Below are 15,627 nucleotides of genomic sequence, written 5' to 3'. Positions count from 1 at the left end.
GTCCTCGGCAACCGCGCCCTCCCCCACCAAACAGCTTGTGCTGCACGCCTTGACGAAGTCACAGACACCCCCGGCCAGCCTCTGGTTGCGGTAAGTGAGAACTCCCGCAACGTGCGTACCAGGTCATGACGCACAACCTCGATCGAATTGATGCGGCCCGGCTGGTAGGCAAGCACCGAGATGAAAACCCGCCCGTGCACTCGGACCGACACCAATGCGAGTCTTCCGCCGGTGCGGCGCATCATCGCGATGGTGACACCCGGGAACAGCGACATCATGGCGAAGTAGTCGGCGTCCGTGCCTCCAGGTCGGACGAGCGCCGCGGCGATACCCAGCGGTGGCGGCCGAATGGCCATGGTGACCGCTCGATGCTGCGGGACAACCGTCCCCGCTGCAGATGACCATGGACTCGGCGCAGGCCGTCGAAGTCGAGCCCGCGGTTATATACCCAGGCGCACTGCAGCAGGCCAGTGGCCCCTGTTGCCCGCTCGCCGAGGAACATGGCTTGGTCGGCCAGGTCAATGACATTGCTGATTTCGCCGGGACCCTGTGTCGGCGCGGTGAGCCGGTCACCCGACGACCATTCTTTGACGCTGCAGGATGCAACCATGACTTTATTCCTGTCTGATTTCGGGTCTAATTCGGAAATTATTTGGTCACCGGAGAATTGGGTCCGCCAAGAAATGGCCGATGGTGATTACGCTGACAATCGACCGGCCGGCGGGCTCACCAGGCCAGCCACGGGTTGGTCATCGGAAAGAGGGCGAACAGTAGGCTCTCGCGGCGCTTCATCGACCTCGGTGTAGGACTGGGCGACTTGCCTGAACGCCGCGCCGGTTCACATCAGCTCTTCCTGCGCTGCCTGGTTGCATCGAAGCTGCTTGGGTGTGGAAGGCCATTACCGCCTGCGCAGCGACCTCGTACGCCCCGGCGGGAGCGAGGCCCGTCACCGAGATCGCCGTGGCGGCGGCCTGCAGGGAGCGGGTACCCAGATCGGCCACCTGGCTACCGATGTCGGCCACCACCGGATCAAATGACATGGGCTGCATTGACGTACTCCTCGTCTGCTCGTGTTGAAGCCGTCTGCCCGGTGGAAAAGCGGCAGAATGGCAACTCGAGAATGGATATTCAATCTGCGCCAATTGAACTTTCGCGTGCTGATCGCGAATGTCTTGGGTGCTTGTGAGACCGAATTTAAGACGTCGCTGCTCTGGTGTCGCGCTTGTAGGCGATACCCGGGATAAGTGACGATTTCCAGCTTTTGCGCATTATGCTCAAGCCCGGTGCCGGCAGCCGGGGCCCGGTGATTGCCCCACGCGGTAGCACAAGCGGCGTGGTGCGCTGCGTCACAGTTGGCCCGGTGATCCCGGCAACGTGCCCAATAGCGCCGCCGCTAACCCGTCCTGTAAAGAAAGTGGCTGGCTAGGGCTCCACGAGGCCTTAGAATTGAACAATCGTGCAGCGCAGCTGTACCGGAGTTTGCGGCAGCAGCCGCGCCACGGGCCCCGCTGATCGTTGAATTGCTAGGCGGTCACGACCACGGTCATGTCCGTGCACAAATACATAGGAGCAGCAGGCAAATGGACACCATGTCACACGACCCGTCGGCAGGCGACATTGGTTCGCAGTTGGTCGACATCGGCAGCCAGGGCATAGACGCGGGCAGCACTGCGGCGATGACGGTGCTGACCAGCCTGATCCCCGCAGGCGCTGAAGAGGTCTCGGCGCAGGCGGTGATGGCGTTTGCGCAGGAGGCCGCCTCGATGTTGGCGTCCAACGTAGCGGCTCAAGAAGAGCTGATGCGGACCGGCTCGGCGTTGACCAACATAGCCCGGATGTACGGTGACGCCGACGACAGTGCCGCCGACGCCCTGGCCTTCCGTGGTGCGGCGATATCCCATTCGGCCGTGGGTGGCTCCGGCGCAACGCTTGGCCCGGGACTCATGGGCCCCGGGGCAGTTCAGGCAGCGGCTGAATCGGTGGCGCGCACGCCGCTGATGTCGCAGATGGTGGAAGCGTCATCCTCGCCGTTGGCGTCGACCGCCGCCACCGCCGGATCATCGGCGATGAGTGGCGCGGCCCCGCTGAGCAGCGGAATGGGCGGCGGCGCACCGGCCGGCGGTGCCTCCAAAGCAGGTCTGACGTCAGCTACCGGACCCGCGGATCAGGACGACCGCGAACGCGACGAGCAGGCCGACGCGCAATCCGGTGAACGCCTGGCCTGACAAACCTGTCCGTCCCGCGCGGCCCGCATCTCCTACGCTTGCGCTGTCCCGTGTAGCGCAGGAAGCGAAAGAGAGGGCGTAGTGACCAACCCGGACATGGCCACCATCTTGCGGGAGATGAAAATCCCGGAGCGGATGACCGGCAGCCAGGCGCTGCGCGACTTTTTGCTCATCTACATCGATGATCAGGAGTCGCTGGCGAACAACCCGGAACGACTCAAGCAGTTGAACGGCCTGCTCATCCTTTCGCACCTGGAGGTGGTCAACGCTCTTGGGTCGCTGGAATCGGCAGCCGCTGAGCAGCACGTGGAGAGGTTCCGGAAAGAGATCAACCGAAAATACCGGAAACGCTGGTGGTTCTAGCCAGGATCACGCATCGTACGGTGAGGTGTGCGCTGGATCGTCGACGGTATGAACGTGATCGGGAGTCGCCCGGACGGTTGGTGGAAAGACCGTCACGGCGCCATGGTCGCGCTGGTGGACAAGCTGGACCGGTGGGCCGCTGACGAGCGTGGCCCGCACGGTAACGCGGTGACCGTGGTGTTCGAGCGGCCCCCGTCCAGGCCTATCCGCTCTTCGGCGGTCGAGGTGGCGTATGCGCCCAAAGCGGCTGCCAATTCGGCTGACGACGAGATCGTCCGGCTGGTGCAAGCCGACGCCCAACCGGATGCGATTGCAGTCGTGACATCGGACAAGGCGTTGACCGACCGGGTCCGGCAGTTAGGCGCCACCGTCTACCCGGCGGAACGTTTTCGTAGCCTCATCGACCCGCCCGCCCCCGGACAGGGTTAACCCGCGCCGCAACCGATCCGGCCAGCCGGGTGGTCAGCGGCTAGGGCGTCGGGCGTCAGCCGCTGACTGCGGCGAGCGCGGCATCGTAATCGGGCTCCTGCCCGATTTCCGGCACCAGCTGGGTGTAGGCGACGTTGCCGTCGCCGCCGATCACCACGATGGCTCGGGCAAAGAGGCCGGCCATGGGACCATCGGCGATGGTGACGCCGTAGTCCTCACCGAAGCCGTCCCGAAACGCCGAGGCCGTCGTGACGTTCTCGATCCCCTCGGCACCGCAGAATCGCTTCAGCGCGAACGGCAGGTCTTTCGACACGCACACCACCGTCGAGCCGGTTGCAGCGACCCGCTCGTTGAAGGTCCGCACGCTGGCCGCACACACCGGCGTATCGATGGACGGAAAGATATTCAGCACGACGGCCTTGCCGCGGAACTGGTCGCTGCCCACGGCGCCGAGATCGGCGCCGGTCAACGTGAACGCGGGGGCCGAAGTTCCGACAGCGGGCAGTTCGCCGACAGTGTTGATCGCATTTCCGTGCAGGGTTATCTGTGCCATGGGCACAGTCTGCCAAGGTCGGGATCGCGGCATGTGAGCAGGTCCGGCCATGGACTCATGTCCTAATTCGTGGGGTATAGGGCGTAGACGCCATACCGTTGTCTGGCCAACACTGAGTCCATGGCCCGCAAAGTGCTGATCGTCGGCTTCTCCGGGGTCCAGGCGCTGGACGTGGTGGGACCGTTCGAGGTCTTTGCCGGCGCATCGCTGCTAACCCACGGCGGCTACGACGTCACGCTGGTCTCCCCCGGCGGCCAGCCGGTGACCACCGCAACCGGCCTTGCCCTGATGACCGAGCCACTGCCGGATTTGAGCGCACCCGTGCACACCGTGGTGCTGCCCGGCGGTGCGGGGGTTGATGCCGCACGCGGCAACCTCGAGTTGATGGAGTGGATCGCAGCGGTTGCGCGTACTGCCGGCCGCCTCGTCACCGTCTGCACGGGCGCGTTCTTGGCGGCGCAGGCGGGATTGCTCGACGGTCGACGTGCCACCACGCACTGGGCCTTCGCCGACCGGTTGGCCCGCGAGTTTCCCGCCATCGAGGTCGATCGCGACCCGATCTTCATCCGCAGCTCCGAGACGGTGTGGACTGCTGCGGGGGTGACGGCGGGGATCGACCTCGCGCTGTCGCTGGTGGAGGACGATCACGGCACCGAAATCGCGCAGACCGTCGCCCGCTGGCTGGTGCTGTATTTGCGCCGCCCTGGCGGCCAGACGCAGTTCGCGGCTCCGGTCTGGCTGCCGCGGGCCAAACGGCCCTCGATCCGGCAGGTGCAGGAGGCCATCGAAGCAGAACCGGGTGGCGCCCACCGCGTCGACGACCTGGCCCGCCGCGCGGCGATGAGCCCACGCCATTTCACCCGGGTGTTCACCGATGAGGTCGGTGAAGCGCCGGGCCAATACGTCGAACGCGTCCGCACCGAAGCCGCGCGCCGGCAGCTGGAAGAGACCGACGACACCGTGGTGGCCATCGCCGCCCGCTGCGGGTTCGGCACCGCAGAAACTTTGCGGCGCAACTTTATTTGCCGGGTCGGCATCTCACCGGACCAGTACCGCAAAACCTTCGCCTAACACATCAAGGAGAACACCGATGACCCAGATCGCAATCGTCACCTATCCGCGATTCACGGCGCTGGACATGATCGGCCCCTACGAGGTGCTGCGAAACCTTCCGCAGACCGAGGTGAGGTTCGTCTGGCACGAATCCGGACCGATCACCGCGGATTCCGGCGTACTGGTGCTCGGGGCCACCCACACGTTGGCCGAAACACCCACACCCGATGTCATTCTGGTGCCAGGCGGGCCGTCGACGCCGGTGCATGCGCGCGACGAGAAACTGTTGGACTGGCTGCGTCGGGCTCACCGGACTGCCGGCTGGACCACGTCGGTGTGTTCCGGCTCGGTGATCCTGGCAGCCGCCGGGCTGCTCAAGGATCGACGCGCGACGTCGCACTGGCTGACCATTCCCGCGCTGAAGGCATTCGGCGCCATCCCCGTCGCCGACGAGCGGATCGTGTGCCAGGACAACGTCATTACCAGCGCGGGTGTATCCGCGGGGCTCGACCTGGCGCTATGGCTGGCCGGGGAAATCGGCGGCGAAGGTCGCGCCAAGGCGATCCAGCTGGCGATCGAGTACGACCCGCAGCCGCCGTTCGACTCCGGCCACATGTCGAAGGCATCGGCCACCACCAAGGCCGCGGCAACGGCTCTGCTGTCCAAAGACAGCGTCACACCGGCCAACTTGACGGCCACGACGATGCTCGCGTGGCAGCAGGCGCTGGCGGCGGTCCGGTCACGGCGGCGCAAGCGGCAGCCGGTGGGCGTGTCGGGATAACCCCTACACTTCGAAAAGCATTACCGCAGTTAAGTTTTGGGCGCCATGATATGGTCGGCGGCAAGCCGGCCACCGGCCTGCAGCCAGGCGCCGACCACCCGCGGCGCATCACGGTTGGGGTTGTAGATGTCTTCTTCGCTGCAGAACAGGCCGTTGCCGGCGTAGCGCAGCCGCGTCCAGTTCGGGAGCCAGAACGGCTCGCCGTTCGGATCGGTCGGGTGGTCGAGCAGATTCCTGATACCGACCCGGTTACATCCTCACCGAACTGGTCGAACCCCTCGCCGAATACCACCGGCTGTGGGAGCCCAAAATACCGCTCGGCCGCCTGGGCCGTCCGGGTGAATTCACCGGCCTCTACGTCTACTTGGCCAGCGAGGCATCGAGTTACATGACCGGCTCCGATATCGTGATCGACGGTGGATATACCTGCCCCTGAGGCGAGCTTCGGTTGCGCGGTATGCGGCAACATTGCGGGACGAGTGCGGCTCGCTGGACCCGCCGAACCGCTCGGTGACAACTCCCGGCCGGCCCTTGAGGCGTTGGCCGAGTTGGATGCCCTGGTTCGCCCGCAAGGCCAAGCCCGCGTCGTGGTGGAGACCTTCTTCGGCGTGGCCAGTCAGCCCCTTTCGGCCGACCGCGCCGACGCCGTGGCCGAGGCGATAGCCGGCGCGGACGCGTCCGCGCTGTATCGCGTCGGCTACGCTTACGCGCCCTTCCATTGCCCGGACTGCGCGGCGTCCTACTGCGGAGAGCATTGGAACTGGCGCGAATTCGACGACGACCCGTTCAGCGGCATCGAAGGCGACTGCCCCCGTGGGCGTTTCCACGTGCTGCCCTATTGAACCTCACCCGACGAGGCAGCGACGTCCGAAACGCGTTCGCATACCGGGTGAATACAGGGCGCGCAACCGCGGGCCGGCGGGTCGCACCCCGCTCGCGTCGCGCAGTTCGTCATCCAATTCGACGATCTCCGCGGCGTGCAATGGCCACGTTTCATGCTCATTCGGTACCCACCACGTCCGGCCGCCGTGGCTAGTGTGGGCGCCCCAACGGGCGGTCAGCCAGATCTCCAGCGGCGAGGGCTCGACCACGTCGCCAATTTCGATGGTGAGCCGGCTGTGCAGCCCGCGCCGCGGCCAACGGCGCACACTGTCATACCTAATCCGATTGCCACAGCGTGTCATTCGCATCCTGGCCCAGGTATAAGGGACGCCGAGGCCGATTCGGGTGACGGGCACGACCGCCAGCCGCGCCGTTTCCAGTGACCGGAAGAGGACGCCGTGACGACCGGCGTCATCGATCGAGTAGAGCCGGATGTTGGTCTCTAGAAAGCTGCCGAAATAGGGCAGCGGGAGTGCGGTGCGGAGCTTGGTGCTCGTCATGGCAAAAGGGACCAACGCCACGTAGGTCATCCCATCGGCGAAGACGTCGGGTCGGGTCCCGGGTGGATACAGCTGCGCGACACTCTCGGGTAGCACCGGCCAATGGACGAACGTCAAATCAGTCCAGAGCTGGTCGAAGATAACCGGACCGCTCAGTGGCGGGGCGGTGACCGGGTACCCCGCCAGGGCCGAATTCTCATCTGGCGCTTGCGACGACGGTGCAGGTGTGGCGGTCATTCGATCATCGTGGCACGCGAGCCGAACGGTGGGACCGATTCGCGAGAGCTCATCAGCGGGGCCGGCGCCGTCAATTCAGATCGGGAGCCGACGGTTTAGGAGCCGTCGATAATCCACTGTCGTGCTTCGTCGGTCTGTGCGGCGGGAAAGTGACGAACCGTTGCCGCCACGAAGTGAGACGTCAGATGCTCGGCGACATCTCCAAGATGAGAGTCGGTGACCACGGCGACCTTTTTCACGTGCTTGTGGTGATCCCGGACGAATCGGAAGTGGGTGACCATCGCCCCGAAGCTGTCCCAGCCGGGAAATCCGGGAGCATCGATGATCAGCCCGGCCAGGTCGCCCGTCGCCTCGATATGGGGGTCAACCGTCTTCGCGAGTTGGTCGAAGTCGTCGCTGTCGAGCGCGGATTTGGGTCGCACCAGCAGGATCGAGTGGTCGGTGTCCAAGTCGTATTCGATCATGTGTTACTCCTAGCGGGAGTTACCGGTTTGTGACCACGCTGAACGGGCCCGAGTTCTTGCTGGCGACGTCGTCCATGATCACCTTCGACGCAAGTCGTGGATAAGAGGCCAAAGTCCCCTCTATGTTGGCCGGTATGGCTATTTCACGGTGTCGTAGCGGGGGCTCGTTAGTCGCCGCGGTGGCGGTGCTGATCGGCGTCGGGATGGCGCCCGCCGGACGCGGCACGGCCGATCCGGGGTGCGCCAACGGGCAACCCGACGCCGTCCCTGCCGGCAAGGGTCAGCAGGTGATCGTCGACTACTTCTCGGCAATCAACAACCACGACTACATCACCGCGTGGGGATACCTCGGTGATCCGGTGCGTGCCAGCTACGGTGCCACGGCACCGGATCGGGACAGCACCGGGCTGGCGACGTTCTCGTCGATCATGCGTGAGCACGTGAAATGCGTACGAGTCACCAACATCGCCAACGCCGCGAGCAGCGACCCGGACATCTCGGCGTCGCTCGGAATCCAGTGGTATCGGGTGACATTCGACGCCGAGTACCTCACGCCGTTCGAGGCGGGCGCGGGCACGCTGCCGCCGTTCTACAAGACCCATGCCGACCCCCATGAAGGAGCGCCACCGCCGCTCATCATCAACCAGGGCACCAGCCCCTGAGTCTTCGGGGCGGGCAAAGAGCTGAAGATGGGAATATACCCCTAGGGGTATTTGTTGGGACTGGTTGGACCACGGAAAGGACCACGATGACCGTCACCGACACTCCCGCCACAGCCATGCCCCGGATAGGGGAACCAGCACCGGCCTTTACCGCCGTCACCACCCAGGGCCCGATCAACTTCCCCGCCGACTACGCCGGCAAGTGGGTGATCTTCTTCTCCCATCCAGCGGATTTCACGCCGGTGTGCACGAGCGAATTCATGACGTTCGCGTCGATGCAGCAGGAGTTTGCGGCCTATAACACCGAGTTGGTCGGCTTGTCCGTGGACTCGCTGTACAGCCACATCGCCTGGTTACGGACCGTCAAGGACAAGATCACTTTCCGCGGTATGCATGACGTGGAAGTCCGTTTCCCGCTCGTCGAGGATGTCTCAATGCAGGTCGCGCACAAGTACGGGATGATCATGCCGGGCGAGGACGCCACGAAGGCGGTGCGCGCGGTCTTCATCATCGACCCAACGGGCATAGTCCGCGCGATCATCTATTACCCGCTGAGCCTCGGACGCAACTTCGACGAGCTGCTGCGAGCAGTCAAGGCCCTGCAGACGGCCGATCGCTTCGATGTCGCGACGCCGGCCGATTGGCGCCCCGGCGACCGGGTGATTGTGCCACCGGCGGGTTCGTGCGGCACCGCCAAGGAGCGAATGGCTGGTCACGTCGCGGGTGTCGAGTGCGACGACTGGTTCTTCTGCACCAAAGAACTCGGCGCCGACGACGTCGAGTCGGCGATTCGAGTCGATGGCCGTGCCTGACACGCCGGGTGCCGGCGCGTCCGAACGGCACTTTCCCCCCAGGCCATGGCGGCGCACCTGCCGGGAGGTCCCGGACGACGATCCGTCCGACTTGGGCTGTCGAGACCCGGATCAGCCGGTCGCTGCATCCTCGAATGGACTGGGGCCGAAGAGGTTTCGTACTGGACCGGCCGCGAGCTGACGGCGCTGCGGCACCGGTTCGGGATGCGGCGCCGGCGTCACCGGGCGCCATGGCAGGCTGTGCGTCGTGACAATGGCAGAAGCGGCGAAGCTCGGCTTCCAGATAAGCCTGTTCGTCGTGATCCTGGGCTACGGGTTGACCGCGCAGTTCGCCGACGTGGGCTACCTGGTGCAACGTCCGGGACTGCTGGCGCGGTCGCTGCTGGCCGTTCTCGTCGTTGCACCCGGGGTGGCGGTACTGCTGGTCCAGATGATGGATCTGCGGCCGGAGGTTGCCATTGCGCTGGTGACGTTGGCGATCTCGCCGTTGCCGCCATTGTTGCCCCGCCGCGGGGAAAAGGCCGGTGGCCACGTCCAGTTCGGGCTGGGTCTGGTCACCGTGCTGGCGGTGCTCGCCGTTCCCGTGCTCGCCGTGGCTGCGACCTTGCTGGGCAACGTATTCGGGCATCAGTACGTGGTCAGCCCGTGGGCGATCGGCAAGCTGATGCTGGTGTCGGTGTTGGCGCCGCTCGTCGCCGGAATGACGATCGGGGCGGTCTGGCCGGCGGCGGCCCAGCGTATCGCGGGTCCCATCGAGAGCGCCCAGCGCTGGGTGCTGCCGGTGGCGATGATCGTGCTGTTGGTCGCCGTGGCGCCGCGGATGTGGAAGCTCATGAGCGGTTCCACCCTGGTCGCCCTGGCGGTATTCGTGGTGGCCACGTTGCTCGTCGGGCATGTGCTGGGCGGGCCCGATCGCCAGTTTTCGGCGGTGGTGGCTTTCGCGAGCAGTTGCCGCCACCCGGCGACCGCGCTGACCATCGCGTCGGCGAATTTTCCCGACACCGACGAACACGGGGCGGTCGCGCTCTACGGCCTGATCACTGCCGGTGTCGGCCTCATCTACACGCGCTGGATACGTCAGCGCGAAGCCGCACCGCCCGGCTGACCTGCCGGACCTGCCCGGTTAGAGAATTCCCAAGCCGTGCAAGGCTTTCCACCCGAACCAGAGTCCGAAAACCGTCCCCACCACGACCATGATGGGTCGGTTGTTTGCCTGCAGGCAGCGCAGGATCCGGTCCAGCAGGGTTCGCGACTGGGCAGGAAATAACGCAGCCAACGCGATGATCAGCAGATTGGCGCTCATGGCCAGCAGCACGAACGCGATGTAGGAGGCGATATTGGCGGCCCGCGGCAAACCCGCGCCACCGATCACGCTGATCGCAGCCAGGGTGAACACCCACGCCTTGACCGAGACCGTGATGACACCCGCCCCGATGAAGAAGGCCTTGGTGGGCGTCGCCGACATGAGCATGCTCATCCACTTCGGTGGCGGCGCCTCGGGATCGTCGTCGCTCAGCAGCTCGCGCGCGGCGGTGACCAGAAACAGCAGGGCCACCACCAACAGGACCGTCGACACAATCCAGTGGTGCGGGTGACTCGTGTCGGCCTTGCGGGCTCCCCAATGCAAGATGGTGCCGAAAATGAGGCCCTGCAATAGGCGGGTGCCGATATGCCCGGCAACCCAGGCGCCGGCCGTCCGCAGATGCGATGGCGTGCCCAGCAACATGATCGTGATCGCGATCTCGATCGGTTCCAGGACGCCGCCGAGAATCAGCGGGATAAGGCTGCTCCACATGGCGGTCACCGGCTGAGGATAGCGACTCGTCGCCCCGTCTCGGCTACTGCGAGCCCAGTGCGGCGCGCATCTCGGCTTCGGCGATCGCGGCGGCAAGATCGGCCGGATGCGGGTCGACGGTGGCGTTGATCCGAGCGATCCGGCCGGTGAACCGGAAATCATGCCCGTACGGTGCGACCGGAGACCCGGTATCGACGCCGACGTCCAGCGTTTCGCCGCTCATCGAGAACCGGAACGGGACCGTGCGCTCCAACCGGCCGCTGACCACGGCGGCGTCGTCGACCAGGAGCGTCACCGATGCGCCCTTGCCCAGTCCCCCGCCGTCGTAATCGAACGAAAGCCCAAGATTCACAGGGCCTTCGGGCAGTGGACCGGGTGCGGTGACTGTGGTGAGTTCGTGGCCCAGATAGTTGTAGGCAAAGCTGGGAATGCCGTCTTGCAGATACAGACTCCACCCGGCCATCGCGCCGCCGACGGAGATGACCACCCCCCGAGCGCCCCCGGCCGGGATGTGCAGCTGTGCCCGCAGCGTGAACGACGTGCTCGTGTAGCTCAGCGTCACCGGTTCGGGGATGCGTACCTGACCCGGGTAGTAGGTGACCGAGGTGCGATCACCGAGCAGGCTCGGCCGGTTGGCGGGCAGCGCCCGCGCCAGCGTGGCATCGCTGAGCGGGTAGACGTCGTACTTGCGTGCTTCGGCGTCGAAAACGGCCTGCAGCTCGGCGAGCTTGTCCGGGTACTGCTCGGCCAGGTCGACGCCTTGGCTGAAGTCGTCGGCTAGATGGTAGAGCTCCCAGCGCTCGGCGTTGCCGAACGGAATGTTGCGCTGGGCCCGGATCCAGGGCAGTCGCCCATGGAAGCAGGACGCCATCCAACTTTCGTGGTAGACGGCGCGATTGCCGAAGATCTCGAAATACTGTGTAGTTCGACGGCTTTCGGAGTCGGCCTCGTCGAACGAGTACCGCATGCTGACGCCTTCGATCGGCTTCTGCTCGATGCCGTTGACGTGCCCCGGCATCTCGATGCCGGTGACCTCCAGGATGGTGGGGACGATGTCGATGACGTGGTGAAACTGGCTGCGCTGCTCCCCCGCTGCGCGTATGCCTCGTGGCCAGGAGACAGCCAGCCCGTTGCGGGTGCCGCCGAAATGGGATGCCACCTGCTTCATCCACTGGAACGGCGCGTCGAGTGCCCAAGCCCAGCCGACGTTGTAGTGGTTTTCGCAGCGTGCCGTACCGAAATCGGCCAGGTGTTCAAGCAGCCACTCGGGGTCTTCGGGTAGCCCGTTTTGAAACGCCGGCGAGCTCCAGGCACCGTGCAGGGTCCCTTCCGCCGAGGCGCCGTTGTCGCCGCACACATAGATGAACAGCGTGTCGTCCCATTGGCCCAACTCGTCGATGGCGTCGACGACCCGTCCGATCTGGGCGTCGGTGTGGGCCAGGAAACCGGCGTAGACCTCCATCAGGCGCCGGGCCACCGGCTTGTATCGATCGTCGTAGTCCGCCCAGGCGGGGATCTGCTCGGGCCGAGGGGTCAACTGCGTGCCGGGCGGGATGATGCCCATCTCGATCTGGCGGGCGAACGTCTGCTCCCGCAACGCATCCCAGCCGTCGTCGAACTCGCCGGCGAACCGGTCGGACCACTCCGGCCACACCTGGTGCGGGCTGTGTGTCGCCCCGGGCGCCAAGTACACGAAAAACGGCTTGTCGGGCGCCGATGTCTTTTGTGTGCGGATCCACTCGATCGTCTTGTCGGCAAGGTCCTCGGTGAGGTGATAGTCGTCGCGCCCCAGATACGGCTCGACGGGTGTGGTCTGGTCGTAAAGCGCCGGCTCGTACTGTGACGTGTCGCCGCCCAGGAAGCCGTAGAAGCGCTCGAAACCGAGGCCGGTGGGCCAGCGATCGAACGGGCCGGCGGGGCCGGTCTCCCAGGTGGGGGTGAAGTGCGCCTTACCGAACAGCGCGGTGCTGTAGCCGTTCATTTGCAGGACCTGTGCGACGGTCGCGGTGCTCTGCGGCAGCACGCTGTCGTAGCCGGGGAATCCGTAGGCGATTTCGCAGATGGTGCCCATGTGGGCGCTGTGGTGGTTGCGTCCGGTCAGCAACGCGGCGCGCGTCGGGGAGCACAGCGCGGTGGTGTGAAACTGGTTGTAGCGCAAGCCGGCTCCGGCAATACGTTCGAGAGTGGGTGTCGGGACCGGCCCGCCGAACGTGGACGCGGCGCCGAACCCGACGTCGTCGAGCAACACGACCACGACGTTGGGAGCGCCGGCGGGTGGATAGGTGATCGTGGGCTTGACGGGTGTGGAATCGGCTGCCGACGGGTTGATGACTCCGCCGAACTGCTCAGTGCCGCGTGGTAGATCAACCACTATGCCTCCGTTGGTCGTCGGGTGGAGCCCTTCTTGATACCGATCCGTCTGGCGGGTTCGGCTTCGCATCGTTCACCGGGCCACTACACGGTAGTGGCTGGAGTTTGTACGGCTCTAGGCAGTCGGCGAAGGCTTTAGCGACCTGATCGGGATGCCTGCCGCAGCGCTTGGTTGCGTCCCGAACACCGGAAGAACGTTCGATGTAGGTAGAGCTTGCGATGTACTGCTGCGCAGGAGATGAAGGATTGTCGGCCCTTCGGAGTCGCCCTTGCCGGGTGGCTTCAAACCGTCACATGCTGCGGATCGGCGACGTGATCGGTGGATCAATCCCATTGTGCACCGCTGTATCCGCTCCTGATGCCTCGGCTCCGCAAGCCATGCTGCCGGGACGACCTCCCGACGTCTGGTGATCAAGATGGTCGTATGAATCGGGAGGTTCACATACGAATCCGAACAGGGGTGAAACTCCCCCGGATACCCGACCGGGCACCTGGATGCTGGCTCCGTCTTGTGATCGGTGCGGTAGCCGCGGCTCGGGATGGCGTTGGAGGTGATGAGATCGGTTGTCGGACCGGTGTGTTGGTTGGTGTGGGACGGCGCTGTTGTTCGCTGTGGGTGAAATGTGGAATCGGTTGTTCGGCAGGCACTTTCTGCCCTGGTTTTGTCGGTGTCCGCCGATAGGTTGGGTGTTGTGGCGGAGCGCGAAGCGATCACGGCGGCCTTTGACGGGTTGGATGCGGCGCTGGATGTGGTGGTGGGCCTGGACTTTGATGCGTTGACGACTCCGGAGTGGTTGGCGCTGCTGGGGCGTTGCGAAAGAGTGCGCCGGCGCCTACCCGTGGCTGAGCATCCGCTGATCAATCACCTGGCCCGCCAAGCCAGCGCCGCGGAGTTGGGCGGCAAACTGTCCCATGCGATTGCTGAGTGGACGTTGACCAGCCGCGCTGAAGCCACCCGGCGGATCAACGCCGCCGCCGATCTGGGGCCGCGGCGCGGGCTGACCGGTGAGCCGATCGCCCCGGCGCTGGCCGCCACCGCCGCCGCTCAACGCGCCGGCGCGATCGGCGCCGAGCACATCACGGTGATCCGCCGCTTCTGCCGGCAGCTGCCCGGCTGGGTCGACACCGCCACCCGGGAGCGCGCCGAAGCCCAACTGGCCCGCCAAGCCAGCCAGTTTCGCCCCGAACAACTCGCCGAGCTGGCCGCCACCTTGGCTGATTGCCTCAATCCCGACGGCAGCTACCGCGATGAGGATCGGGCGCGGCGGCGCGGACTGAGCCTGGGCAGCCAGCAAGGCGACGGCATGTCGGAGCTGCGCGGGCTGATCACCCCTGAGCTGCGCGCCACCCTGGAAGCGGTGCTGGCCAAGCTGGCCGCCCCGGGCATGTGCAACCCCGAATCCCAAACCCCCTGTGTCGAAGGCAGTCCCAGCCAAGACGCCATCGAGGCCGACACCCGCTCGGCCGCCCAACGCCACCACGACGGGCTCAACGCCGGGCTGCGCGCGCTGCTGGCCTCCGGAAACCTGGGCCAACACAACGGGCTGCCGGCCAGCATCATCGTGTCCACCACGCTCAAAGAGCTGGAATCGGCATCTGGTAAGGGACTCACTGGTGGTGGCACCCTGCTGCCGATGTCGGATGTGATCCGCCTGGCCCGCCACGCGAATCATTATTTGGCGGTTTTCGATCAGGGCAAGGCGTTGGCGCTGTATCACAGCAAGCGGCTGGCCTCACCCGGACAACGAATTGTCTTGTACGCCAAGGAGCGTGGCTGCTCGGCCCCGGGCTGCGACGTCAAAGGCTACTACGGTGAAGTCCACCATGTGATTCCCTACGCCCAATCCGCCACCACCGACATCAACCAGCTGACCTTCGCCTGCGGACCCCACCACAAACTCCTCGACAACGGCTGGACCACCCGCAAAAACACCCACGGCGACACCGAATGGATCCCCCCAACCCACCAAGATCGCGGCCAACCCCGCACCAACACCATGCACCACCCCGAAAAACTGCTCCGCGACGGCGACGACGACGAAGACGACGAATCCCCATAGCCGGCACCACATCTTACACATGCCTGTCCGCCGGTGGATAACGTTGCAGCGCAACGCAATACGTGTGCTCAGCGCACCGCGCGAGGCAACTAGTCCTTCAGCAAGCGTGTCGGCTGGAAAGGATAGGGCAAAGGCCTTACCCTGGCTGGGTTTACGACGTCAACGCAGCCCAGCGGGAAAGGCCTTTGTGGTGAAGAAGATAGCGTATGAACAGAGTCGGCGGAACATCACACGCCGGCGGCGCAGGGTGGCGGCGCGGCACGCGCGGGCGGGGCGCTGGGGCGCGCAGCCAGGCCGATGCTGAACTCGGGCGCGGTGCGCTACGAGGTCGGCGCCAACATCGATGCCACCGCTTTCGGCGGGATCGCCGCGGTGCATCGGCTGGTCACCCGGTTGGGGCTGGTCGAGCGGATCGACGAGGACCTGCAGTTGCTCAAGGCG

15 protein-coding genes and 5 pseudogenes are annotated in these 15,627 nt (G+C 65.4%); 12 read left to right on the top strand and 8 right to left on the bottom strand.

Annotated features, from left to right (window positions below; genetic code table 11):
* Positions 1 to 356: pseudogene (locus EET03_RS30820) on the bottom strand (hypothetical protein); the annotation flags it as partial.
* Positions 290 to 535: pseudogene (locus tag EET03_RS31535) on the bottom strand (hypothetical protein); the annotation flags it as partial. The pseudogenes EET03_RS31535 and EET03_RS30820, both read right to left, overlap by 67 nt.
* Before the next feature lie 1,045 nt (positions 536 to 1,580).
* Here EET03_RS31535 and EET03_RS14215 point away from each other — a divergent pair.
* The 3 genes from EET03_RS14215 (at position 1,581) to EET03_RS14205 (ending at position 3,017) form a co-directional block, all read left to right on the top strand.
* Entirely contained in the window at positions 1,581 to 2,225 is a 645-nt protein-coding gene (locus EET03_RS14215; protein ID WP_075540925.1) for a PE family protein, read from the top strand.
* Positions 2,226 to 2,306: 81 nt separating this feature from the next.
* Positions 2,307 to 2,588, top strand: coding sequence for a hypothetical protein (locus EET03_RS14210; RefSeq protein ID WP_036405345.1), 282 nt, complete (start codon positions 2,307 to 2,309; stop codon positions 2,586 to 2,588).
* Positions 2,589 to 2,615: 27 nt separating this feature from the next.
* A complete protein-coding gene (locus tag EET03_RS14205; protein ID WP_063469217.1) occupies positions 2,616 to 3,017 on the top strand; it encodes an NYN domain-containing protein in 402 nt (133 codons plus the stop codon).
* Between the two features lie 55 nt (positions 3,018 to 3,072).
* Here EET03_RS14205 and tpx read toward each other — a convergent pair whose 3' ends face one another.
* A complete protein-coding gene (gene tpx, locus EET03_RS14200; RefSeq protein WP_075540926.1) occupies positions 3,073 to 3,570 on the bottom strand; it encodes a thiol peroxidase in 498 nt (165 codons plus the stop codon).
* Between the two features lie 120 nt (positions 3,571 to 3,690).
* Here tpx and EET03_RS14195 point away from each other — a divergent pair, with 120 nt between their 5' ends.
* Complete coding sequence (locus EET03_RS14195; RefSeq protein WP_075540927.1) at positions 3,691 to 4,641, top strand: GlxA family transcriptional regulator; 951 nt, start codon at positions 3,691 to 3,693, stop codon at positions 4,639 to 4,641.
* A gap of 19 nt (positions 4,642 to 4,660) precedes the next feature.
* Positions 4,661 to 5,404, top strand: coding sequence for a DJ-1/PfpI family protein (locus EET03_RS14190; RefSeq protein ID WP_075540928.1), 744 nt, complete (start codon positions 4,661 to 4,663; stop codon positions 5,402 to 5,404).
* A 29-nt stretch (positions 5,405 to 5,433) separates the two neighbouring features.
* On the opposite strand, the pseudogene EET03_RS14185 reads toward EET03_RS14190, so the two are convergent.
* Positions 5,434 to 5,649: pseudogene (locus EET03_RS14185) on the bottom strand (nuclear transport factor 2 family protein); the annotation flags it as partial.
* Between EET03_RS14185 and EET03_RS14180 the strand changes: the two are divergent.
* Positions 5,649 to 5,840: pseudogene (locus tag EET03_RS14180) on the top strand (SDR family oxidoreductase); the annotation flags it as partial. The pseudogenes EET03_RS14185 and EET03_RS14180 overlap by 1 nt on opposite strands.
* A complete protein-coding gene (locus EET03_RS14175; RefSeq protein WP_136625698.1) occupies positions 5,821 to 6,246 on the top strand; it encodes a hypothetical protein in 426 nt (141 codons plus the stop codon). The pseudogene EET03_RS14180 and the gene EET03_RS14175, both read left to right, overlap by 20 nt.
* A gap of 3 nt (positions 6,247 to 6,249) precedes the next feature.
* On the opposite strand, the gene EET03_RS14170 is transcribed toward EET03_RS14175, so the two are convergent.
* Positions 6,250 to 7,023, bottom strand: coding sequence for a YqjF family protein (locus EET03_RS14170; RefSeq protein ID WP_075540930.1), 774 nt, complete (start codon positions 7,021 to 7,023; stop codon positions 6,250 to 6,252).
* 95 nt (positions 7,024 to 7,118) lie between these two features.
* Positions 7,119 to 7,487, bottom strand: a complete 369-nt coding sequence (locus EET03_RS14165) for a SpoIIAA family protein (protein WP_063469225.1) — start codon at positions 7,485 to 7,487, stop codon at positions 7,119 to 7,121.
* Positions 7,488 to 7,621: 134 nt separating this feature from the next.
* On the opposite strand from EET03_RS14165, the gene EET03_RS14160 reads away from it, so the two are divergent.
* The 3 genes from EET03_RS14160 (at position 7,622) to EET03_RS14150 (ending at position 10,066) form a co-directional block, all read left to right on the top strand.
* Entirely contained in the window at positions 7,622 to 8,149 is a 528-nt protein-coding gene (locus EET03_RS14160; RefSeq protein WP_244232358.1) for a hypothetical protein, read from the top strand.
* A gap of 86 nt (positions 8,150 to 8,235) precedes the next feature.
* On the top strand, positions 8,236 to 8,961 hold the full coding sequence (locus tag EET03_RS14155; protein ID WP_208649053.1) for a peroxiredoxin: 726 nt from the start codon (positions 8,236 to 8,238) through the stop codon (positions 8,959 to 8,961).
* Between the two features lie 253 nt (positions 8,962 to 9,214).
* Entirely contained in the window at positions 9,215 to 10,066 is an 852-nt protein-coding gene (locus EET03_RS14150; protein ID WP_244232359.1) for a bile acid:sodium symporter family protein, read from the top strand.
* A gap of 18 nt (positions 10,067 to 10,084) precedes the next feature.
* Here the strand turns inward: EET03_RS14150 and EET03_RS14145 are convergent, their stop codons facing one another.
* Together EET03_RS14145 and EET03_RS14140 are read right to left on the bottom strand one after the other, a co-directional pair.
* The gene (locus EET03_RS14145) at positions 10,085 to 10,756 is read right to left on the bottom strand and encodes a GAP family protein (protein ID WP_075540935.1); all 672 of its coding nucleotides are present in this window, start codon (positions 10,754 to 10,756) and stop codon (positions 10,085 to 10,087) included.
* A 43-nt stretch (positions 10,757 to 10,799) separates the two neighbouring features.
* Complete coding sequence (locus EET03_RS14140) at positions 10,800 to 13,127, bottom strand: arylsulfatase (RefSeq protein WP_099193542.1); 2,328 nt, start codon at positions 13,125 to 13,127, stop codon at positions 10,800 to 10,802.
* A gap of 691 nt (positions 13,128 to 13,818) precedes the next feature.
* Here EET03_RS14140 and EET03_RS14135 point away from each other — a divergent pair.
* Both EET03_RS14135 and EET03_RS31530 read left to right on the top strand, forming a co-directional pair.
* Complete coding sequence (locus EET03_RS14135; protein WP_208649052.1) at positions 13,819 to 15,186, top strand: HNH endonuclease signature motif containing protein; 1,368 nt, start codon at positions 13,819 to 13,821, stop codon at positions 15,184 to 15,186.
* Positions 15,187 to 15,376: 190 nt separating this feature from the next.
* A pseudogene (locus tag EET03_RS31530) lies at positions 15,377 to 15,627 on the top strand (IS1380 family transposase); the annotation flags it as partial.

Source organism: Mycobacterium innocens (assembly GCF_900566055.1).
Lineage (GTDB): Bacteria > Actinomycetota > Actinomycetes > Mycobacteriales > Mycobacteriaceae > Mycobacterium > Mycobacterium innocens.
The sequence above is the reverse complement of the archived record's forward strand: the minus strand, read 5'-3'. Positions and strand labels throughout refer to the sequence as shown.